Raw genomic sequence first — 20,756 nt, forward strand, 5'->3', positions numbered from 1 at the left:
CGCGTTACCAGTAGACGGTGTACGTACACGTATCGTCACCGTTCCGACGACACGTCTGACCCGTTTCTTCGATGAACACGAACGCGCCGACCGGCGCGTATTGCTGGGCGACACCCCGGATGAGGCCACGGTCGAACGGGCACGGATACGGGTTCTCACACGTCACCTTGCCGGTCCGCTCGCCCACGGATTCGAAGCGATAGTGCCCGATATCCCCGCCACGGTGATTGCGCTGGTAGGCCTCGTCTATCGACTGGAGCCCCTCCGGAACAGAATCGAAATCGTTCGGCCAGTCAGCGACACGCGGGATCTGTTCGCCGAGTCGGTCGAGGACGTGCGGTTGCAGGTCGTCGGCAATCGTCTCGAACGCGTTCAGCCAGGCCTGTTGTGGGTACCACTCGTCGGCCGCCGGGTCGGTGATTCCCTCCGCATCGAGCGCCGTTAGCGCTCGTTCCCGGTACTCGTCTGAGAACTTCCCCATCGCCTCCTCGACTATCGTGAGTACCGTTTGCCCGTTGATTTCGACGGCTGGGTCAAACGCCTCGTAGGATGCCATTCTGTCCGGTAGTTCGCGGGGAAGAAAATAAAAACCGGCCATACACGCGGCGAATGTGGCACTTTCAGCCCGTCGAGGGGAAGACAACCGCAGTTTTCTGCTCTACTGCCTGCAGTCCCAGTCTCTACAGCGCTTAGTCTTCACTCTTAGACGGGTCGCCGAGGGCTGGCGGCTCCATACAGACCGTACACGACAGCCCTGCCGTTACGACGCGTCCTGTGACTGTCCGCTACGTTCAGTACGGGCGTCGGTGACCCACGCCGGTCGATTCACTGTCGTCTCGCCCGAATCGAACTCGAAGGAGAGGTCGTATGTTTCCGGTGCCTTCCCTGCCAGTCTGCCCAAGGCGAGTTCTGCATACGTCCCCGCGGACTTCGTCAGGTCCCACGTAACTGTCGCGGAGCGAACGTCAGTCGTGTCACCGACTGTTCGCACTGTCCCCGTAGCCCCGGTGACGTGGTACGTTTCCCGCCCCTCGTACCAGCCGTTTTTCGGCTTGTAGACGGTCGCTACCTGAGCGGCGTCGGCTTCCCGTTCGTATTCGACGAGGTACAGGCTCCTGACGACTACCGACGCCGCGCCCGAGACATCGTCCGCCACATCCTCTGACTCCTGCTTGAGGATGAACGTGACGGCCCCGTCAGTCCGGGTCTCCTGAAGGAGTTCCCGATCGGTATCGCTCTGGATCTGCTCTCGCCGGCGGTCGGTACTGCCGTCGTCGTCGACGACGATACGACTGTAGACCGGGTCGCCCGGCGACGCCTGATACTGTTCGGTTCGGACATCACCCTCGTCAATGAACAGGTAGCGGCCGCCGTCAGCGGTCACAGCGCCCTCGAATTCGAGCGCTGTTTCACTATCCGCGACAATCGCTCCCGACGCCCGGTATTCATCGGACTCGGGAACGGTAAACCGTTCGTCGACCGGGTTTTCCGCGTGTGGGCTCGCAGTACTGAACGGATACACGGCAGCGAAGACAAGCGCGAGACAGCATAGCGCTAGCACACCGTTCAGTAGTCTCGCGGTACGGCGGTCCATATCCGAGTACCAATACTGACCAACAAAAGCGATTCGGAAACCGGGACTTGGACTCCGAGTTTGTCGCTACTTCTTCGGGAGGGTCGCGATGAACTCGTTCGGCCCGATGCGGTCGACAGTGTAGCCCTCGGCGTCGAACGATTGTCGCTCCGCGGCCATCTGGTGATAGAGCGGCGTCGGCTTGTGGTCGTTGACAATCGTCAGTGCCTCTCCGCTGTCCAGTTCCTCGAACGCGTCGAAGATCTTCGGGTGTCGCTTCGGCGGTGGAATCTCTCGGAGATCGAGTTGCTGTTCTGCCATACGATCTATCGGTCGCTAGCTGCCGTAGAGAGCCTTTGTGCGAATATATTCAGCGCGGGAATCCGGCAGTGACGACACAGAGCCCGCATTCGGTTACGTCGACCGCATTACCGATACATTTCGGTGGCTTGTGTCCGATTCGTCGTCACGGACAGCTGTTTTGCAGTTCACGCCTGTTGATACCGCGTCGCCCACTTCGGTAACGACCGACGGTAAAGGCCGACGCCGACAGCGCCCAGGACGCCACCAGACCCACCGAGCGCGGCAAGCAGGGGCCCGGACAGCGGTGAGATGGCGAACCCGGCGATGAGGATCGGGACCAGCGGGAGGACCATTGCCGCGCCGAAAACAGCGAACAGGGCCGTGTCGAAGAGGAACTCGTTCGGAGAGAGGCCGGTGAGGTACACGGTGGTGCCGAAGATGTAGCAGGCGACACCGACGAGCAGGACGGCCCCGACGACCGCCTCGGCGACCGGCCCGCCACGCCAGGCCAGTGCGAGTCCGTAGAACGCGAGTCCGACCAGCGGGCCGAGCAGGAGGAACGCCCGGAACTTCCCCGCGAAAACGGCGTTCACAGAGAGGGGATGGGCGAAGTACAGGGTAACGTCGTCGGATTGCGTGAGCCAGTTATACGTCGTAAATCCCGAGAGCCCGAGAATCGCACCGAACGAGATTCCGGTCGACGGTGGCACGCCCGTTATCTGGCCGGCGAAATCGACCAGCGCGGCGGTGACACCGAACAGCACCGCCGCCGAGAAAAGGACCTTCCCGAACCCGCCTGCGCTCCGGTGGATGTCGAGCAGGCTCTTCGTTGCAACTGGGTCACCGATCCGTCGCCACCACCGGCGGAAGGCCGGTTCGACTGTTCGAGCGGAGCGAGGCGCGGTCGCGTCAAAGGTGAGAGCCCCGAGCAGAAAGACGCCGAGGATGACGGTCGCTGTCGCGCCGACCCGCAGGGGAGTCTGAGCGAGAAACAGGCCGTAGGGGGTGTAGGAGACGACATCGACACTGCCGGCCAGCGCTGCACCGACTGCGACGAGTGGGGCCGCGAGTAGTGCCAGACCGGGAACGCCGCGGCCGGTGAGACCGAGGGCCGCAATCGTCGTTCCCATCCCGAGGACGAACGTCAGTGCCAGGGTCATCCACAGAAGGGAGACAGTCGTAGCGACGAGGAGAGGCCCGGCGACGCCATGGGCTGCAAGCACCGTTCCCAGAGAGATCGGCAGCAGAAACAGCACTGCGTAGTAGACACTGTCCTTGACGACGAACAGCCCCAGCAACGTGTTCTGCGACAGCGGGAGCGTGCGGGCAGAGAACACCAGCAGCGTCACGTCACCGAGGAGGTTCCGGAGGGCATCCCGTCCCACAAATCCGAGAGACCCCGTGTGGAGACCGAAGACGAACACCAGTGCGTGGAGCCCGGCGAACACGGTTTTCGGTTCGGTCCCGGTAACAGCGAGAAGCTTGGCTGCGCCGCCAACGAGCAGGCAGATGAACACCGGAAACAGGGAGAAGTGACTGCCGCGGAAGAGCCGACTGTGGAGTCGCCACTCCTCGCGGAGCATCTCGACGAACACCCTGCGCGCCCGACCGTCACTCATGTGTCAGCGGGTTGGCTCCCCGGTCCACTGTTGCGTCGACGTTGTCCAGAAACACGTCGAGGAGCGTTACATCGGCGTCGAGTTCCGCCGGACGGACGTCGGCGACGAGGTCGCCGCCGTACATGATGCCGACCCGCGAACAGAGTTCGGCGGCGACGTCTACGTCGTGTGTGGTGACGACGATTGTGTTGCCGTCGTCCCGGTAGGAGCGCAGGAAGCGCTTGACCCGCTCCTGAACGATCGGGTCGAGGTTCGCCAGCGGTTCGTCGATGAACACGACGGCTGGCTCGTGGAAGAACGCGCCGGCGATCATCACTTTCTGCTGTTGGCCCCGCGAAAGGTCCGATGACAGTGTATCGAGTTTCTCGGTAAAGCCGAGACGGTCGGCCCACGACTCGGTCTGCTCGGTCACCGCGTCGTCGGGCATATCCCGGATAGCACCGACGAAGTCGAAGTACTCGCGCGGCGTCATGAAACTCGGTGGTGACTCCTTCTCCGGGAGGATTCCCGCTCGTTCGCGGACCGCTGTTGGCTGCGTCGCCGGGTCGACACCGAGTACCGACACCTGTCCACCGTCCGGACTGAGCTGTCCGGTGAGTATCTCCATCGTCGTGGTCTTGCCAGCGCCGTTCGGCCCGAGCAACCCGAAAAACTCGCCGTCGTCGATGCTGAGCGAGAGGTCCGGTATCGCAGTCACGTCGCCGTACGACTTCCTGAGCGACTCGATCTCGATTGCTGTCACGGCGTTCTGCCTACCATCGTGGTTCTGTCGATATAAGTTGTTATACTGAATAAGAACATCCCAGATAATCAGACACCGGTTTCGTGGATATGTACATCTAAACTCGGACAACAGGCCGAAGGAGAAACTGTTTTAGGCGGTCCTAAACTATCGCTGGATACCCAAATGACGACCGCAAACCTGCAGAACGGAACAGCGGCCCGGTCCGCCGAGGGGCTGTCGAGCGATGCCATCGAAGCGGTGGCGTTCCTCGCCCGCTCGGAACACCGCCTTCGCGTCCTCGAACTCTTGTCTGACGGTCCCTGCAGTCGTGACGAACTGAGCGACCGGACGGGGGTGACGCGCGTGACGCTCAGTCGAATCCTCGGTGACTTAGAGGACCGTGACTGGATCACGCGACGGAACGGGGAGAAGGTGTACGCGCTAACCGGCCTGGGAAAGCTTGTTTACGACGATTTCACGCAGTTACTCGGGACGGTTTCCATCGGACAGGAGTATCCCGACGTCGTCCAGCGACTGCCGACAGACTGGTTCGACTTCGATCTGCGGTGTCTCGCCGAGGGACAACTCGTGGCCGACCAGAGTGCCGACCCACTCGCCGCGGCCCGCATCGTCGCTAACGCTATCCAGAACGCGTCGTCGTTCCGCTCGCTCCTAGGAACGTTCATCGCGCTCCCGATGTACACGTACGAGGAGGCGGTACGGGCAGGCAACGAAGCGGATGGGACCGTCGTGTTCGACACCGACCTGACCGAGACGATGCTTTCAGACGCTGACCTCCGTGGCCGCTGGCAGACTATCGAGGCCGCGACGGCGTCCGTGACGTACTACAGTCTCGACGAATCTGTTCCCTGCAGTATCGACCTCATCGACGGCGAAACGGTGTTTCTGACCATCGACCGGGAGCGCGACATCGGATTCGATATCATCCGCTGTACGCACCCCGATGTGATCGGGTGGGCAGCAGGAGTAATCGACGAGGCCCAAACGGCGGCCGCTCCGCTCAGCCACCACACTGACACCGCCGATACTTGAATACGGCCTGAATCGTCCACGCGATATGTATTAGACGGTACAATTGTCAGAGATGTTTTGGCCGAAGTGTCACTCGCCGTCCGTGTTGGTATAACTGTTGTTTGAGTAATCGATAGCTCTTAACACATGACAAGGTAGATATGTTATATGGCCCCGCATCGACTCCACCACCTCGCCCTCCTCTGTCTGGTCTGTGCGTCGCTCCTCGTCACTGCCATGCCCGCTGGTGCAGCGCCGCCGCCGCGGCCGCTGTGTGACGCCTGCGGTGACACGTTCGAATCGACGGCCGAGTCCCACGGCGTCTCGGTCACTGTCACCCACAGCAACGCTACCGTCGCCGTCAACGCCAACGGAAGCGCAACGTGGGTCGTCCACAACCGCCTGTCCGACTCAGATGGGGTTGCACGTCTCCGGGCGAACGAGAGCCTCCGAACCGCTATCGCCGACAGAGCGATGTGGGACACCGAGCTTCTGAGCGCGAACGTCTCCGGCGACGGCGTCATAACGCTGCGCTACCGCGAGGCCGATTTCGCCGAGCAGTCTGTCGGCGGGGCGGTCCGCACTGGCGAGTTTACCGAAGCCTACGGCTATCGAAACCTCGACGGCCTCGGCGCTGACCGCCTCGTCATCGTTGCCCCCGATGGGATGCGAGTCGGGCGGACCATTGACGGCGCGACCGTCTCAGACGACGGCCAGCGGATGACGCTGACCGAACTGAACGACGGGCGTGTCGTGACGTTCGTCCCCCGTGATACGGCCGTTGGGCCGGTGTTGAGTCTCCTCGCGGTCGGAACACTTCTCGGTCCCGTGATGGCGGTGAAGGCGCTCGCATACATCACGCTCCCCGCAGCGGTGTTTACCCTCTTGATCGGCGCGGCCGCTGGAGGGCTCTCTTGGCTCGATTGGGACCTCAAACGAGTCCGGGACTCCGCAGGCGTCGCATTCGCCGGGTTCGGCGCGTTAGCGACTGCCCTGTCGCTGCTTGGAGCGACGGGCGTTTTGCGGTTGGGTGGGATAGCGGCACCGCTGTTCGGTGGTGGCACTGCGCTGTTCGTGTGTGGAATAGCACTTTCACAGCGGCGTGTCCGTGAGCGTGCGAGCTATCGTGCGGTCGTTGGCGGTGCAGTAGTCGGAGCGGGCATCGCGCTGGGGGCGACGATAGTGGCGGCTCCGATGGTCGTCACGGACGGATTCACGCCCCCGGTGTCGGCGCTGTTAGTTCTTGGACCCGCGTTCGTGCTTCTCCCGGCCGGGTACGCAGTCGGCCACGGGAACCGTCGGTTAGCGATGAAAACGGCCGCTATCGGGTTCGTACTGTCGATGCTACCGGTACTCCCGGTACTGCCTGCGCCGTTCGGACTGGGCGTGCTTTTTGTCCCTATTGCCACAGCCAGCGCCGCCGTCGTTGCTATCGCCGGCCTCCCGATATTCCTCACCGGCGTCTCGCTCGGCGTTCCATCATCGGCCCACTGACCGATCCGCAGGCTGCAGTCGCAGTGAGTTGCTCAGCCGTGTGTGGCTGTGGCACTTCGTATCTTATTACTCGACAGATACTGACTGATAGCGTCGGTGTCACCTGATTGTGGCTGTGTTGCCATCAATACATAAGCGGGCGTACCGAACGACCGTACACGATGTCACAGACGTATTACAGCCGTAGCCTCGACGACGAGATTTCGGAACACCGGGACCCTGCTCACGACGTCGACCCGCTCTTCGTTAATCGCTGGTCGCCGCGTGCGATGGCTGGTGATTCGCTTGCTGAAGATGACCTGCTGCCGCTGTTTGAAGCCGCGCGCTGGGCACCGTCCGCATTCAACAATCAGCATTGGCGATTCGTCTACGCCACCCGTGAGGACGACGAATGGGAGTCGTTCCTCGGCCTGCTGAACGAAGCCAACCGCTCATGGGCACGCAATGCTGGCGCGCTCATTGCCGTTTTCTCGAAGGTCACCCTCGAGCACAACGGCGAGTCCGCTGGGACGCGTTCGTTCGATACCGGTGCTGCGTGGCAGAATCTCGCTCTGGAGGGCGCCCGGCGCGACTTGGCTGTTCACCCGATGGCGGGCTTCGACTGGGATCGGATCCACGAAGCTCTGGGCGTCCCAGAAGACGAATTCGACGCCGAAGCAATGATCGCCGTCGGTGAACGGGCTGATCCCGAGACGTTACCTGAGGACCTCAAAGAGCACGAAAAGCCGAGCGGTCGGAAACCACTTGACGAAATAGTCTTCAGCGGCCAGTTCGAGTGAGCGATGGACTGAGATCTAAACACTAGCCTGAACGTTCACACTGGCCGTGGCGAGATCAGGACTCCCACCGATGATATCGAATCCACCGGTAGTCCTGAGAAGTGGATTAGCGGACCGGAACGCGATTACGAACCGATTGGGACGGTCTCGTGTTCCGTACAGACCTGTTCCGTTGAGTGACTGGACGATATTTCGACGGCTCCCGTCTCCAAGTAGCTACTCTTATACCTGTGGCCGTCAGAGGTATCGTATAGGCGGCCACAGCGGTGGGGTTGCCTCCCGTACCCATCCCGAACACGGAAGATAAGCCCACCAGCGTTCCGGGGAGTACTGGAGTGCGCGAGCCTCTGGGAAATCCGGTTCGCCGCCACCATTCATATCTGTTCATACGAACTGGCGAGCGACGCGGCCTCGCTGTAGGACAGTCGCGCCGCGGAGACCAGCATCACAGCAAGGTCAAGTTCCGGAGCACTCAGCCTGAATCGGTCAGTTTCGCTCGAAGCCGAATCCCTCATCACCGCCATCTCGCTGGACGGTCAGTACTGCGTTTTCGGATTCGTCCGTGACGGCCGCAGTCACCGAGCCCGTGACGAACTCCCGGAGGCGGCTCTGGGTCGGTTTGCCCATCACTGTGACATTGTAGTGGGCGGACTCGTTGATAATTGCCTCCGCGACATCGGGTGCTTCGAGATGCCACGTATCTACTGTGACTGCCTCGGGGAGGCGGCTTCGTGCTGTTTCGAACAGCGTCGATGCTCGTGCCACCGCAGTCTCGTCTTTCGTTTCGGACACATGGAAGAGGTCGACAGGTGCATCTGCACCCATCGCTAACGCGCCGCCGACGACAACGCCGAGGGCGGAATGCGTGCCCTCTGCAATCGGGACAAGTACCGACGAAATTCCCGAGTCAGCCCGTGAGTACGTGACTGAGACCACATCACACGATGCTTTCTTTCGCATCCGGTCGGCTGCGTCACCTCGGAGCCCCTCGCCGAATAATTCGGGCGTGTGCTCGTCCAGTACAGCCAACTGGACGTGGCGCTGCTGTGCGACGTTGATTGCTGTCTTGAGTGGCGTGTCGGTCTCTTCGACGATCAAATGCGCGTCAGCGGTGTGCGTCTCGTCCAGTCGCGCCTGCAGTAGCTTTCGACCGACGGACGTGGTCTCCGAACTCCGGGTAGCATCACCCGTGAACAGATCGAGAACGAGCAGTTCCCCGCCGACACCGTCTGCAATGTTCAGTGCCGTCTCGAACGTGAAGTCGTCGTGTGTCCCGAAAATCGGATAGAGGATTCGTTGTGGTGGCGCGGTATCGGACCGCTCCAGAAACTCCTGCAGACTAGTTTCAGCGTGAGCCATGCTACGTACTGATTGTTTATCCGCAATAAATACGCCGGTAGATTGTGCATGCCGTAGTATATATCGAATGAAATCCATATTCGCCAAAGAGCGGCGGCAGCGACACCCGAGCACAAGCGAGCGTAGTGAATGGTGACCCGTAGACCGGAACTCGGGGCCAGTTCGGTTGCAAAAGCTGTCCCGATGAATAGTCCAGCGGAAATGTAGTTTGCCGCTTCCAGAGTTCCGGACGCCGACCCGGCCTGGATACCAGTATTTGAGAACTGCACGACCGCTGTGCACCGCCACAAACGTTATCACGCTGTCAGCGTCAGCATCCGCTCGTCGTGATTTCGAACCACAGGCCGGCGTCCGTCGCGCTCAGGGGAAAAAGGGATTGGCACGCACCCTGTAGTCCCCGTATGAGTCGGCGTCTCGACGAAATCGACAGGCGCATCATCCACGCGCTGCAGCAGGACGCTCGGAACATCTCGGCCCCGATGGTCGCGGAGGAGATGGACGTCTCTCCGGGGACGATTCGCAACCGCATCAATCAGCTCGAAGATGCGGGCATTATCAAGGGGTATCACGCCGATATCGACTACGAGCGGTGTGAGAGTCGCTTGACCAATCTGTTCGTCTGTAACACCTCTGCGAGCGAGCGGGAGAACCTGGCCAGAAAGGCGCTCACGGTCCCCGGTGTGGTGAACGTTCGGGAACTCCGGACCGGCCGCGGCAACCTCCAGATCAAGGCCGTCGGCGAGGAAATGAGTGACCTCACCCGGATCGCCCACCAGCTCAGCAAGCTCGGCCTGGAGATCGAGGACGAGGACCTGATTCAGGAGGAGTATTTCACGCCCTACGAACCGTTCGGGCCGGACGGCGCGAGCAAGCAGGGGGCGATGACCGACATGGTGTCACTCTCCGGCGGCGCGGAAGTGGTCGACGTGACCGTCAGTCCGGAAGCCCCGATTGTGGACACGACACTTCGTGATGCGAACGAACAGTCACTACTCGACGAAGAGGTCCTTATCATCGCTATCGAACGAGGTGACGAGATGATTACGCCGAAAGGCGATACAGAAATCCGTGCCGGCGACCTTATCTCCGTGTTTGCTCGGGACGGGGTACCCGAGTCGACGCTGGACGCGTTCGGTGAGACGAACGAACCGATTACGCCGTCGTAAACCCTGTCTGGTGACCGTTCTCCCGACGCAGGGTTTTGTACTGAATTGCACATCGCGCTTTTTTTGACCGCGTTCGAGCAGGCAGCCACTACAAGCGCTGATACCATATACAAATTGACAGTATTTTGGAGTGCTGAATTTAGTAGGCATAAAATACGTATTCAGTAGTTAATCGGCAACACTTATTATGAGTCAGTATTCTAGCAGTGACTACGATCTCAGCAACAGCAGGGATAGGAGGCCGGAAGATGCGCCGACTGTCCGTACGAGGTACGCAACGAATATATGACTGTACTCGATACCCAACCGCCTGAAAGCGTCCCCGAGGAAGCGATCACTGCACTGCAGGACAGTAGTGACAGCCAACTCAGCGATATTGTCCATTACGCACAGCAGTTGCTCCGCGAACACCCGCCGCTCACTGAGGCTATCGAAGCCCGGGAGGGCGAGACACTCGTTCGGACGGAGGACCACGGGGCATACACGATTGTCGTCGTCGAACGGCCTGACGAGACCGGAGAGGGGCGTGGCCCCTTCGCCTACCGTGTCCAGTGGGAACCCGATATCGAGGGTGAGGGCGGCAAGTACCGGTGGCACTATCTCGGGGAAGTCTTCGATTCGGAGCGGACGGTGAGTGAGGCGTGATCCCTGGTGTCTGCGGATTTTACAGCACCTAGCACACAGAACATATGTACATAATCACTGTCGGAGCAGGCGATATCGGAACGCCGCTCATCGAGATTGCAACGGGAACCGGAAACGAAGTCGTCGTCATCGAGCGGGACGCGGCGAGGGCGGACGAAGTCGCCAGCGAGTTCGACTGTATGGTCCTCAACGCGGATGCGACCGTCAAAGAGACGCTTGAGGATGCCGGTGCCGACCGCGCGGATGCCATCATCACGACGACGGACCAGGATGCGACCAACGTCATGGTGTCCCTCCTGGCACAGGAACTGGAAATCCCCGCAATCGTCTCGGTCGTCCACAATCCGGAGCACATGAACCTCTTTAAGCAGATCGGCGTCAATACGATGGAGAACCCACAGCGCCTCATTGCGGAGTCACTCTTCCGGTCCGTCGACCGGCCATCGATTGTTGACTACATGCGGGTCGGCGACGTTGCCGAAGTGTTCGAGATTACAGTCACCGAGGCGGCACCGATTGCCGGGCTGACACTCATTGAAGCCGACGAGGAGGGACTGTTGGATGCCGATACGCTCGTTGTCGCGATTGAACGGAAAGACGCCGACGCACCCATCACGCCCCGAGGGCAGACCCGTATCGAAGCAGGCGACCTGTTGACGGTGTACTCCGGATCGGGGGCGACGCCCGAGGTGACGGACATCTTCGGCCATTACGAAGACCACGCAACGAACGATTCGAACGGGTTCGGCCTATGAGCAGTCCGTTGCCCACCACTCTGAGAATCCGGTGACCGATATGCCGATGATGAGACTTCGATTACGCCGCTGTTTCCGCCTCGGTTGTCGGCCTAGTCGTTATTGCTAACATGATTGTAAACGGACGAACCGTCGGACGTGACGTCGGTCGCATCGTGCAAGCCATATCGTTGATGATGGTGATCTCGGTTCTCGTCGCAGCGGTAAACGGCGAGTTCTTCGCGGTTCCGGCCTTCATCATCTCGGCGCTCGTCATGGCCGCTCTCGGGAGCGGACTCGTCTGGCGCTATCAGGATGCCGAGCCGCCGGAGAAACGCGAGGCGATGGTCACCGCAGCCACAGCATGGGGACTTATCGGTATCCTCGGCGGCCTCCCGTTCCTCCTCATCGCATGGACCATCCAGCTCGACCCGCTCCCCGTCTGGATGAACACGCCAGCGATGGATGAGACCACAGCTGTGTTTCTCAACCCGCTGGATGCCGTGTTCGAAAGCATGAGCGGTTTCACCGGAACCGGGCTTACGGTGGCCGAAACCGAAGAGCAACTGCCGCGGTCGCTGCACTGGTGGCGGTCGTTCATCGAGTGGGTCGGTGGCGTCGGCGTGATTGTCCTGACCGTCGCTATTCTTCAACGCGGCGGCGGGAGCAGTGGCTCGTATACGCTCTACGAGAGTGAGGCCCGCTCCGAGAAGATTCATCCGAGCATCGTCACCACCGTCCGGGAGATCTGGAAGATCTTCGTCGGACTGACACTCGGCTCGATTGCCCTGTTCCTGCTGGCTGGCATGCCGTTATGGGACGCTATCAACCACGGGATGACCGGTATTGCGACGGGCGGCTTCTCCGTTCACTCGGCGTCGATTGGCTTCTACGACAGCCCGTTGATCGAGTACGCGACGGTGCCCGTCATGGTCGCGGGTAGTATCGCCTTCCCCATCCACTATCTGATCTTCAAAGGCGAAATACGGAACCTGTACGCCGACTTACAGACCCGGTGGGTGTTTATCTGGTTTACCGCTGGCTCCCTCGTCCTGACGGGGATTCTATACGCGAACGGTCAGTACGCGACACTCGAAGAGACGTTCAGGGTTGCGCTGTTCCAGTTCGTCTCCGCGACCTCAAACACCGGCTTCGGAAGCGCGTCAATCGGCGGCGGGACCGAGCAGGTATGGAGTGCGGGCGCGACACTGTGGGCCTGTCTCGGGATGCTCACTGGCGGTGCAGCAGGGTCGACAGTCAGCGGCCTCAAGCTCATCCGCGTGGTAACATTAGTCAAGGGGACCGTCTGGCAGATACAGGACGTGTTCCGCCCGCAAACCGCTATCAAGTACTTGCAGATCGGCGAACGCCGTCTCAGCGAAGAACAGGCACAGCGCGAGTACACCGAAGCGACGGTCGTGTTCATCCTCTGGATTACGTTCCTCGTCATCGGTGTCGCGGTCCTGCTCCGCGTTCTCTCACCGGCTCACCCGCTCGAATACGTCATTTTCGACGTGATGAGCGCACAGAGCAACGTCGGCCTCAGCAGTGGCATCACTGGGCCAGATATGCCCGACACTGCGAAGGCTATGCTGATACTCAATATGTGGGTCGGCCGGCTCGAAATCATTCCCATCGCCGTACTGATCGGGTCGGTCCTGCAGCGACTCGATTTGTACCGACGCGGGTGACCAGTGCATCCACGCGAACGTAGCGCGGACTACAAGACACCGAGTTCGAACACTGCGAGATAAATCTGTCCGCCGCCGGCTACTATCATCACGACGGCTGCAAGCTGGTGCATTCGTTGCAGGTGCGTACCAACGGTGCGCCAGAGTTCGATGCCAGCGCCCGCAAGGAGTGTCACACCGACAAGCGGAATTGCTACCCCGAGCGCGTACACCGCCAGTACGAGAACGCTTGTGCGGAGTGGCAACGCGAGGGCCTGAGAGACCACACCGAAGAACAACGGGATGACACAGCCCGCTGCAGCGACCGCGTACACAGCACCGAACACACCGAACCCGGTTACCGACGCCGGTCGTGCTGGTAACGGGACGCGGAGTTCTGGCTCACTGTTCAGGAGCATCACGACGCCGAACGCGATCAGACCGAGTCCGATTACCGGTTCGAGCATCGGGAGTGCGTTTTTCAGTGGCTGCCCGAGTGCGAGGACGAGCAGCGCGACGAGGGTAAGCGCAAGGAGTGCCCCACCAGCAGCGGCGGTGGCAGGTGGTAGCATACCGACATCTCGGTCGCTCTCGTTCATGTAGTACCCGATATACCCCGGGAGCAGCGGGAACGCACACGGCGCGAAAAACGTCGTGATGCCTGCGCCCGCGGCGAACGCGAGTGTCCCGAGTACGGCAGCTCCGGCCATCTCACACCAGTGCGTCGAGTTCGTCTCGAAGCGTCCCTTCCCCGGCGAGTCCGCTGTGGCCGAACTGGACGGTCCCGCTCTCGTCAGTAATCGCGATGTACGGGAGTCCGTCCGCCCCGAGTGCCGCCAGCAACTCGCTTCCGGGGTCGAGGCCGACAGTCCAGACACCGCCGTTCCGGTTCCACCACGCGCTGATGTCAGCCCTCGTCAGTGTCTCGCTGGGCCGCTCGTTCGTCACTGAGACGAACGACACGTCAGTGTACTCGGGCTGCATCGCGTTTAGTATCCGGAGTTGGTCGTCACAGGGCGCACACCACGTAGCGAAGAGGTCGATCACCGTGACAGTTCCCGGGGTCGGCACGGCTGTCTCGCCTGCCGACGAGCCGTGTGCATCTAGCGTCTCCACGCGGATCGGAAGCTGTTCTGTGTTCCCGGTCTGGCTACCCGACAGCCCGTTCTGGGCAACCCATAGACTCCCACCGGTGAGACCGAGCCCTGCCATCGCTGCCACGACCTGTCGGCGGTTCACGCGTTTCTCACCGTGTTCAGGTCGGAAATGATGGTTTCTTCGTCCGGCGACTTCGAGCGGTAGGCACGCTCGACGAACCCATCAGCGTTGACCAGGAGCGTCAGTGCTGTGTGCGTGAACATGTACATATCCATGTCCTCAGGTTCGGTTCGCTGGAACACAACCCCGAACTGTTCCTGTATGACATCCTTGGCTCGCTGCTTCGACGCTGGCCGAAGGAACTGCCAGTTCTCGCTATCGACGTCGACGTTCATCTCGTCCGCGTACGCCCCGAGTCGTTCTGCAGTGTCACGAGCGGGGTCGAAGGTCATCGGGAGGAACCGGACCGCATCAGCGTAGCCGTTGTTCTGTGCGTGGCTCTGAATGTTCCGCTGGGTCGAGATGAGAACGGGGCACACGGTCTGGCAGTGGCTGTAAAAAAACGTGAGGAGGGCTGGGGTTTCAACGTCGCGCAGTCGAATCTCTGTGGATTCGGCCGGCGCAGGGACACTCACGTCCGGAATCTGCTCGCCCCACGCAGGATACGGAACGTCGCTGCTCTCGAACTCGCGGTCGGGCTCTTCGAGGACGACATCGGGGTTCGAATCCCCGAAGCGACCACCACCGAGACACCCGGCGACTCCAACAATCGTTCCAACCGCACCGGTCGATTTGAGAACCGTCCGTCGGCGCATATGCGGTACTTGCGCCCTCTAATATTTGGCTAATCTGGTGTGACTCTCGTAAACCGTCTTGCGCCTGCTTTCGCGTGGTTTCGGACTCTGGGAACGGTAAAAGTACAGCGAAGCAAAGGAAATGGATTCCGGCCCGGTGTGACTCCGGTGCCTTGGAGTGACTCCTGTATTGGGAGTACGTATCACAGCTTACCGAGAAGCCGTGTACCTCGCACTATCTGGCGAGCACAGCCGTGTTTTACAGTTCCTCCCAAAGGATACTGGCCGTTCGCAGTGTGGCACCGTCAGCGTCTCCGGACGCCCACTGAACCGATATGTCGTCCTCACTGTACCGTGAGATAACATGGACGTGAGCGTGGCAGGCGTCTATCCGTGGTCGGTGGTGAACTGAACCCGGGAGGGCTATCATGCACCACCGACCACTCAGCCGACTGGGTGAGTTACTCGTCCTCGTCCTCCGGAGCGGGTTCGCGCTGGACCACGAACACCGGCCCGAGAAATCGCTCGGCGATCTGGTCGGCAGGCATCCCGAACACGAACGTCGCCAGGGACGGGTCGGTTTCACCCATGACAACCGTATCGAACGAGTCAGCTATGTCTGCAATCGCGTCGAGGGGATCCTGATCGCGGTCGATACGGGTCTCGACCCTCAAGGGGTCCATCCCGAACTCCGCCAACCGATCCGCCATCCCCCCGAGGAGTGTCTGGATATCGTCGTCCGTCGTGTCTTCATCCGCAACGTGATACAACGTTACGTCGGCGTCCATCTCTCCGAACACACTCGCGACGACACGGGCGAGGCGGTCGACCCCGATGGCCCCTCGGACTGGGACTAGCACGTCTTCGACCGGCCCCGTCGCGTTCGGAACGAGGACAGCCATGCAGTCGTGCTCAGCAATCATACGGTCGATGGTCTTCTGGCCGTCGTGGGTGAACACGAGCCGCCGCTCGACAGTGGCTCCGGCTCCCTCGAACATGGCTTCGTAGTCATCGAGCCGTTCCAGGGCCCGGTCCTCGAACTGCATCCGCGCCTGTCCGGGAGCAGTCTGTTCCGGGATGACGTGATACCCCAGCAGGACAATGTGAGCGTGTGCGAGAAGTTCGGGGACACCCTCGGGGACCGATTCCCCTTCGAGCACGCGGAGCGGAACGAGTATTGATGGTCGGTCCGTCATAATCAGATGTCTCCTTTGAGTGTCACGTCCCCAGCGTAATAACGGTACCAGAGATACGAGGCGAGCATGACCACGATGCCGATACCGATTGACGCGGGCTGCATGAAGACGATTAGTCCGAAACTCGCGAGCGCGCCCACGACCGGGACCACCGGATAGCCCGGCACCTGATAGCTTGGCGAGTACCATTCCGGGTTCCGACGGCGCAACACGATCAGGGCGATACACATCAGCCCGTACATAATCAGGTGGAGGAACGAAGCGACTTCGGCGAGGAGTTCGACCCGCCCAGTCGCGACGAGGACGAGGATCGGGCCGCCAGCGGAGAGCAGTGCGACGTGTGGTGTGCCGTAGCGGAGGTTGACCTCGCTCGCCTTTCTGGGGAGCAACGCATCGCGGCTCAGAGCGTACACTGCCCGCGAGGCACTGAGAATCGACGCGTTCGCGCTCGAAAACGTCGCCAACAGCCCGGCACCCAGGATCGCGACCGCACCGGGTAGCCCGAGGAAGTCACGGGCGACTTCGACCATCGCAGTCTCCCCGAATTCCCCCAGCCGATCAGCACCGAACGCGCTGGTCGCGACGAAAATCGTGACAACATAAAAGACGGTAACGATCAGGACCGAGCCGACCATCGCCAGCGGGAGGTTCCGACCCGGTTGCTTGATTTCACCCGCGACAGTTGCGACCTGAGCGAACCCCAGATACGACGTGAACACGAGCGCAGCGGTCGTCAATACTGGGAGGTACCCTTTCGAGAAGAACTGCTCCGGCACGGTGCCGCCACCGAATACGCCAACAGCGTCGAGGACACCGTAGGAAAGGAAGCCCGTGAGTACGACGAGGAGAACCCCGACCACCACGTTCTGAATCTTCGCGGTATTTTCCGTGCCGCCGATACTCAATGCAGTCAGTGCGGCCCCGAACAACAGTCCGATGCCGATGACCGGACTGAACGGGAGCGCGACGTTGAGCTCGGCGAACACAGCGCTCGCGTAGTGACCGAGCCCGACCAGATAGAACGCCGAAGCGAACATCAGGCCCAGCCACAGCCCGAGGCCGACGATTGCGCCGTAGGCCGTCCCCATCCCCCGCGAGATGAAGTAGTAGCCGCCACCACTTCGGGGCATCGCCGTGGCGAGTTCGGAGGTCGGCAGCGCCACAAGCAACGCGATCAGGCCGCCGATCGCAAAGGAGAGCGTGGCTGCGAGCCCAGCGTTGGCGGCCGCCAGCCCTGGAAACACGAAGATTCCGGCCCCGATCATCGTCCCGATTCCGATTGCCAGCCCGCCAACGAGCCCGATAGTCCGTTCGAGTTCGACGTCGTCGTGGACGACCGCGTCGTCGGTGACGGATTCCGGCTCCTCGGCGGGTGCCTCACCGGCGACGTTCTCGCCTCCCGGTTCGACGTCGACAGGCTGGTCAGTCATATGACAGGGATAGTTTCACCTGTCGGATAAAACCGCCGACGGAATGTGTGACCGACGCCGCGGGTAGCACTGGTCGGCAGCCTCGTACAGGATGAAACCTCTCAGCACCGAAGACAGATGAACAGGCCATTATGCCTGTATCCGAAATGGTCCGTAGAGGATCATATTCATGGTCTCGCTGCTTCTCGTCCTCGGCTTACTCGTCGCCGGGTTTGTGGGATTTAACATCGGCGGTTCGTCAACAGGCGTCGCGTTCGGGCCGGCTGTCGGGAGCAAGCTGGTCAGAAAGGTAACAGCGGCGGCACTGTTCAGCGTGTTCGCGTTCATCGGAGCGTGGACAGTCGGCCGCAACGTCATCGTCACGATGAGCGAGGGGATCGTACCGGCCGCACAGTTCACCCCGGTAGCCGGTGTCGGCGTCCTGTTTTTCACTGGCCTCTCGCTGCTGGTTTCAAACATCTATGGCGTCCCCGCCTCGACCTCGATGACGGCTGTGGGGGCGATTGTGGGGCTCGGACTCGCGACGGGATCGCTCAACGAGGCGTTGATGTTTACAATCGTCTCCGCGTGGATCGTCGCCCCGCTCATCGGCCTCGTCATCGGGGCGGCCATCGGTCGGTACGCCTATCCGCAACTCGAAGCTCGACTGTCGTTTACGCGCCTCGAACGGCAGTTGGTACAGATCGACCGGTCGGGCCGGTTCCCCCGCCTCCGCCTCAACAGAAACGCGTCCCCCGTGACCTCATCGGGTCGGCGCTGGTGTTGGCCATCGCCTGTTACATGGGTTTCAGCGCGGGGGCCTCGAACGCTGCGAACGCAGTCGCCCCGCTGGTCGGCAACGGGGCCGTCAGTATCGATCAGGGCGTGCTCCTCGCGGTCGCAGCCATCAGCCTCGGTGGGTTCACCATCGCCAGACGCACTCTCGCAACCGTCGGCGACGGCATTACTGACCTACCGATTCTGGCAGCCCTCATCGTCTCCTCCGTCGGTGCGACGATCATCACCGTCCTCTCGTACTACGGCATTCCAGCGAGCCTCGCGGTGAGCACGACCTGCTGTATCATCGGTCTAGGGTGGGGCCGAGCGAGTCGCGCTGTCACGCTTACGGAACTCGCGACGCCACCATCCGAGTCCAATCCGGGGCCGAATCTCAGTACTGGCGCTCTCGCCGCCCCATCAACCGAGGAAGAGAAGCCAGCGGGTCCAACTGTGGGCGAACTCGCAGCCGGAGAGTCCCCTACCCCCGAGACGTCTCCATCAGTCCCAGCCATTGGCGAGGAGGACATCGAGGAACTGACCGCCGAGAACCTGTTCGATCCGGCAGCGACGAGCCGGATCGTCATTCTCTGGGTCCTCACGCCGTCGCTGTCTGTCGTCGGGTCGTACCTCCTCTTCGCTCTCCTGCTGTGAGCCGGTCATCCGACCGGCCCCGTCGGTGATTTGGGAAGTACTTGGACCCAGGGGCCGCCCTCGGTCCGCAGGAGAGCCCGTCAGACGAATGTCGACTGGAACCGACTGATGTTCTCGTCGATTCCGGCGACGATGAGTTCGTCCCCGGATTCGATCACGAACGACGCGGCAGGGTTCGTGATGACACGCCTCTCCCGTTCGGCGGCGACGACGGTACAGCCGGTCCGGTTACGGATGTCGGCATCAGCGAGCGATTTGCCGACAGCGTCCGTGACTGTCGTTCGAATGAGTTTCAGTTGCGTTCCCGGGAAGAGGATTTCCTCGTCGAGTACGATTGACGCGAGCATCCGCCCGCTGACGGCGGCGAGCGAGAGCACGTAGTCGGCACCGGCGCGGTACAGTTTCGACACGTTTTCGTGCTCGTTCGCTCGGGCGATGATTTCTATCCGGGGGTTCAGTTCACGAATCGCGAACGTCGCGAAGATAGCAGCCGTGTCGTCGGGCAACGCGAGGACGACAGTGCCGGCGTCCATAATGTCCGCCTTACGGAGGACATCGCGGTCCGTCGCATCGCCGACCACGTCGACCGTTGGGTGGTCCTCGGGGTCAATGGTCGTGTATTCGAACCCGGCATCTGTGAGCGAGCTCGTGACGGACCGTCCAACGACACCCATCCCCGCGATGACGACGTCTCCCCGACGGTGCCGGCCCTCGAACAGCGTCATCTCCTTCAACTGGTCGAGTTCCGTCTCTCGCCCGGTCGCAACGAGCACACTTCGGGCGTCAAATCGGACATCCGGCGGGGGTGGACTGTGGAAATTCCCCCGAACCTACACCCCGATGATGGCGGCACCTGTCCGCTCGAAGATACCGCTCTCGGCGATGGTCTGGCCGATCAGTTCGCTGCCGCTCTGGAGCGGGAACTCCGCGATGTCGAAGTCTTCGTCGATTTCGACGCCTTCGATAGCTTCGGGGTCGAACGTGCCGATGGCTTTGCCCGCGAGCTGTTCGCCCAGTATTCGCTTGGGCGAGAGGACATGATCGGCCCCGGCGAACCGATGGTAGTCCGCGGTGGTCGGATCTTCAGTCAGGCTGACCGTCCGTACCTCGGAATCGACCTCCCGAGCCGAGAGGAGGACGCTCGGATTGGTTTCGTCGTCGACGTTTGCGATCAGGGCGTCGGCGTGCTCGAGTCGGGCACGCTTGAGGGCCGCGTCCGACTCCGGATCTCCGGACATAACCGTATACCCTGCCGCGTGGAGTTCGTCCGCGGCTTCCCGATCCTGCTTGATGATGACGTACTGGACGCCGCGTGCGGTGAGTTCGTCGATGAGAACTTCTTCACGGGGCCCGTAGTTACAGAGGACGACGTGGTTATCGAGCCCACGAACCGAGGCGGGGGCACTGGAGGTGAACGCGTCCTCGAAGAGCGGGACCACGAGCACCGGGAGGGCCGCGAAAATAAGCACGAGTCCCGAGAGTGCCATGAGTGAGACGAGGTAGTTCATCTGCGGGCTCGTCCACGGGGCGTCCCCGCCGTAGCCGACGGTGGTGACCGTTTGAACGACGACCTCTACCGAGCGGTACAACGGCTGGGGCCGCCCCTCCCATGTAGCCATCCCGTAGTTGTAGAGAACCACGAACCCAGAGAGCACGCTGACGACGATGGCGAGATAATAGACGATGAGCCGCGTTCGCCGGTCCATGCTTCGGCATCAGGTGTCAGACCC

At 61.4% G+C, this 20,756-nt stretch carries 20 protein-coding genes, 1 rRNA gene and 1 pseudogene; 9 read left to right on the top strand and 13 right to left on the bottom strand.

Annotation, left to right across the window (positions count from 1 at the left end; genetic code table 11):
* Nucleotides 1–4 precede the first annotated feature (4 nt).
* From SG26_RS17430 to SG26_RS17450, 5 genes are all read right to left on the bottom strand, one after another.
* Nucleotides 5–556, bottom strand: a complete 552-nt coding sequence (locus SG26_RS17430) for a hypothetical protein (RefSeq protein WP_050038341.1) — start codon at nucleotides 554–556, stop codon at nucleotides 5–7.
* 204 nt (nucleotides 557–760) lie between these two features.
* Nucleotides 761–1,594 carry a hypothetical protein gene (locus SG26_RS17435; protein ID WP_050006925.1) on the bottom strand — a complete coding sequence of 278 codons (834 nt, stop codon included), beginning with the start codon at nucleotides 1,592–1,594 and terminating at the stop codon, nucleotides 761–763.
* Between the two features lie 66 nt (nucleotides 1,595–1,660).
* Entirely contained in the window at nucleotides 1,661–1,894 is a 234-nt protein-coding gene (locus SG26_RS17440) for a DUF2249 domain-containing protein (protein ID WP_014031114.1), read from the bottom strand.
* A gap of 167 nt (nucleotides 1,895–2,061) precedes the next feature.
* Nucleotides 2,062–3,495, bottom strand: a complete 1,434-nt coding sequence (locus tag SG26_RS17445) for a hypothetical protein (protein ID WP_050038342.1) — start codon at nucleotides 3,493–3,495, stop codon at nucleotides 2,062–2,064.
* On the bottom strand, nucleotides 3,488–4,237 hold the full coding sequence (locus SG26_RS17450; RefSeq protein WP_014031112.1) for an ABC transporter ATP-binding protein: 750 nt from the start codon (nucleotides 4,235–4,237) through the stop codon (nucleotides 3,488–3,490). Before SG26_RS17450 ends, SG26_RS17445 begins: the two co-directional genes overlap by 8 nt.
* A 165-nt stretch (nucleotides 4,238–4,402) precedes the next feature.
* On the opposite strand from SG26_RS17450, the gene SG26_RS17455 reads away from it, so the two are divergent.
* From SG26_RS17455 to rrf, 4 genes are all read left to right on the top strand, one after another.
* Nucleotides 4,403–5,272, top strand: a complete 870-nt coding sequence (locus SG26_RS17455) for a winged helix-turn-helix domain-containing protein (protein WP_014031111.1) — start codon at nucleotides 4,403–4,405, stop codon at nucleotides 5,270–5,272.
* 147 nt (nucleotides 5,273–5,419) lie between these two features.
* Nucleotides 5,420–6,745 carry a hypothetical protein gene (locus SG26_RS17460; protein WP_014031110.1) on the top strand — a complete coding sequence of 442 codons (1,326 nt, stop codon included), beginning with the start codon at nucleotides 5,420–5,422 and terminating at the stop codon, nucleotides 6,743–6,745.
* A gap of 161 nt (nucleotides 6,746–6,906) precedes the next feature.
* On the top strand, nucleotides 6,907–7,524 hold the full coding sequence (locus SG26_RS17465; RefSeq protein ID WP_014031109.1) for a nitroreductase family protein: 618 nt from the start codon (nucleotides 6,907–6,909) through the stop codon (nucleotides 7,522–7,524).
* A 250-nt stretch (nucleotides 7,525–7,774) separates the two neighbouring features.
* Nucleotides 7,775–7,897 (top strand): 5S ribosomal RNA (gene rrf / locus SG26_RS17470).
* 113 nt (nucleotides 7,898–8,010) lie between these two features.
* On the opposite strand, the gene SG26_RS17475 is transcribed toward rrf, so the two are convergent.
* A complete protein-coding gene (locus SG26_RS17475) occupies nucleotides 8,011–8,883 on the bottom strand; it encodes a universal stress protein (protein WP_014031108.1) in 873 nt (290 codons plus the stop codon).
* Nucleotides 8,884–9,284: 401 nt separating this feature from the next.
* Between SG26_RS17475 and SG26_RS17480 the strand changes: the two genes are divergently transcribed.
* The 4 genes from SG26_RS17480 (at nucleotide 9,285) to SG26_RS17495 (ending at nucleotide 13,119) form a co-directional block, all read left to right on the top strand.
* Entirely contained in the window at nucleotides 9,285–10,049 is a 765-nt protein-coding gene (locus SG26_RS17480) for an Lrp/AsnC family transcriptional regulator (protein WP_014031107.1), read from the top strand.
* Between the two features lie 285 nt (nucleotides 10,050–10,334).
* Nucleotides 10,335–10,694 carry a hypothetical protein gene (locus tag SG26_RS17485; RefSeq protein ID WP_050038343.1) on the top strand — a complete coding sequence of 120 codons (360 nt, stop codon included), beginning with the start codon at nucleotides 10,335–10,337 and terminating at the stop codon, nucleotides 10,692–10,694.
* Nucleotides 10,695–10,738: 44 nt separating this feature from the next.
* Nucleotides 10,739–11,449 (top strand): TrkA family potassium uptake protein, encoded by a 711-nt coding sequence (locus SG26_RS17490; protein WP_014031105.1) that lies wholly within the window; start codon nucleotides 10,739–10,741, stop codon nucleotides 11,447–11,449.
* Nucleotides 11,450–11,559: 110 nt separating this feature from the next.
* A complete protein-coding gene (locus SG26_RS17495) occupies nucleotides 11,560–13,119 on the top strand; it encodes a TrkH family potassium uptake protein (RefSeq protein WP_014031104.1) in 1,560 nt (519 codons plus the stop codon).
* A gap of 29 nt (nucleotides 13,120–13,148) precedes the next feature.
* Here SG26_RS17495 and SG26_RS17500 read toward each other — a convergent pair whose 3' ends face one another.
* From SG26_RS17500 to SG26_RS17520, 5 genes are all read right to left on the bottom strand, one after another.
* On the bottom strand, nucleotides 13,149–13,808 hold the full coding sequence (locus SG26_RS17500; RefSeq protein ID WP_050007887.1) for a cytochrome c biogenesis CcdA family protein: 660 nt from the start codon (nucleotides 13,806–13,808) through the stop codon (nucleotides 13,149–13,151).
* Nucleotide 13,809: 1 nt separating this feature from the next.
* Nucleotides 13,810–14,337 carry a TlpA disulfide reductase family protein gene (locus SG26_RS17505; protein ID WP_050007886.1) on the bottom strand — a complete coding sequence of 176 codons (528 nt, stop codon included), beginning with the start codon at nucleotides 14,335–14,337 and terminating at the stop codon, nucleotides 13,810–13,812.
* Entirely contained in the window at nucleotides 14,334–15,011 is a 678-nt protein-coding gene (locus tag SG26_RS17510; RefSeq protein WP_014031101.1) for an SCO family protein, read from the bottom strand. The genes SG26_RS17505 and SG26_RS17510 overlap by 4 nt, the downstream gene beginning before the upstream one ends.
* A 440-nt stretch (nucleotides 15,012–15,451) precedes the next feature.
* Nucleotides 15,452–16,186 (bottom strand): universal stress protein, encoded by a 735-nt coding sequence (locus tag SG26_RS17515; protein ID WP_014031100.1) that lies wholly within the window; start codon nucleotides 16,184–16,186, stop codon nucleotides 15,452–15,454.
* 2 nt (nucleotides 16,187–16,188) lie between these two features.
* Complete coding sequence (locus SG26_RS17520) at nucleotides 16,189–17,616, bottom strand: APC family permease (RefSeq protein WP_008311883.1); 1,428 nt, start codon at nucleotides 17,614–17,616, stop codon at nucleotides 16,189–16,191.
* A gap of 169 nt (nucleotides 17,617–17,785) precedes the next feature.
* Between SG26_RS17520 and SG26_RS17525 the strand changes: the two are divergent.
* Nucleotides 17,786–19,026 (top strand): annotated as a pseudogene (locus tag SG26_RS17525) (inorganic phosphate transporter).
* Nucleotides 19,027–19,106: 80 nt separating this feature from the next.
* On the opposite strand, the gene SG26_RS22020 reads toward SG26_RS17525, so the two are convergent.
* Both SG26_RS22020 and SG26_RS22025 read right to left on the bottom strand, forming a co-directional pair.
* The gene (locus tag SG26_RS22020) at nucleotides 19,107–19,799 is read right to left on the bottom strand and encodes a TrkA family potassium uptake protein (protein WP_228841592.1); all 693 of its coding nucleotides are present in this window, start codon (nucleotides 19,797–19,799) and stop codon (nucleotides 19,107–19,109) included.
* 57 nt (nucleotides 19,800–19,856) lie between these two features.
* Nucleotides 19,857–20,732, bottom strand: coding sequence for a TrkA family potassium uptake protein (locus SG26_RS22025; protein ID WP_228841591.1), 876 nt, complete (start codon nucleotides 20,730–20,732; stop codon nucleotides 19,857–19,859).
* Between the last annotated feature and the right edge of the window lie 24 nt (nucleotides 20,733–20,756).

The organism is Haloarcula sp. CBA1115 (genome assembly GCF_000827835.1).
GTDB classification, from domain to species: Archaea; Halobacteriota; Halobacteria; order Halobacteriales; family Haloarculaceae; genus Haloarcula; species Haloarcula hispanica.

Excerpts from the sequence above, each read along its gene's own strand:
- SG26_RS17430 (WP_050038341.1), bottom strand. The coding sequence starts at position 556 with ATGGCATCCTACGAGGCGTTTGACCCAGCCGTCGAAATCAACGGGCAA.
- SG26_RS17435 (WP_050006925.1), bottom strand. The coding sequence starts at position 1,594 with ATGGACCGCCGTACCGCGAGACTACTGAACGGTGTGCTAGCGCTATGC.
- SG26_RS17440 (WP_014031114.1), bottom strand. The coding sequence starts at position 1,894 with ATGGCAGAACAGCAACTCGATCTCCGAGAGATTCCACCGCCGAAGCGA.
- SG26_RS17445 (WP_050038342.1), bottom strand. The coding sequence starts at position 3,495 with ATGAGTGACGGTCGGGCGCGCAGGGTGTTCGTCGAGATGCTCCGCGAG.
- SG26_RS17455 (WP_014031111.1), top strand. The coding sequence starts at position 4,403 with ATGACGACCGCAAACCTGCAGAACGGAACAGCGGCCCGGTCCGCCGAG.
- SG26_RS17460 (WP_014031110.1), top strand. The coding sequence starts at position 5,420 with ATGGCCCCGCATCGACTCCACCACCTCGCCCTCCTCTGTCTGGTCTGT.
- SG26_RS17465 (WP_014031109.1), top strand. The coding sequence starts at position 6,907 with ATGTCACAGACGTATTACAGCCGTAGCCTCGACGACGAGATTTCGGAA.
- SG26_RS17475 (WP_014031108.1), bottom strand. The coding sequence starts at position 8,883 with ATGGCTCACGCTGAAACTAGTCTGCAGGAGTTTCTGGAGCGGTCCGAT.
- SG26_RS17480 (WP_014031107.1), top strand. The coding sequence starts at position 9,285 with ATGAGTCGGCGTCTCGACGAAATCGACAGGCGCATCATCCACGCGCTG.
- SG26_RS17485 (WP_050038343.1), top strand. The coding sequence starts at position 10,335 with ATGACTGTACTCGATACCCAACCGCCTGAAAGCGTCCCCGAGGAAGCG.
- SG26_RS17490 (WP_014031105.1), top strand. The coding sequence starts at position 10,739 with ATGTACATAATCACTGTCGGAGCAGGCGATATCGGAACGCCGCTCATC.
- SG26_RS17495 (WP_014031104.1), top strand. The coding sequence starts at position 11,560 with ATGATTGTAAACGGACGAACCGTCGGACGTGACGTCGGTCGCATCGTG.
- SG26_RS17500 (WP_050007887.1), bottom strand. The coding sequence starts at position 13,808 with ATGGCCGGAGCTGCCGTACTCGGGACACTCGCGTTCGCCGCGGGCGCA.
- SG26_RS17510 (WP_014031101.1), bottom strand. The coding sequence starts at position 15,011 with ATGCGCCGACGGACGGTTCTCAAATCGACCGGTGCGGTTGGAACGATT.
- SG26_RS17515 (WP_014031100.1), bottom strand. The coding sequence starts at position 16,186 with ATGACGGACCGACCATCAATACTCGTTCCGCTCCGCGTGCTCGAAGGG.
- SG26_RS17520 (WP_008311883.1), bottom strand. The coding sequence starts at position 17,616 with ATGACTGACCAGCCTGTCGACGTCGAACCGGGAGGCGAGAACGTCGCC.
- SG26_RS22025 (WP_228841591.1), bottom strand. The coding sequence starts at position 20,732 with ATGGACCGGCGAACGCGGCTCATCGTCTATTATCTCGCCATCGTCGTC.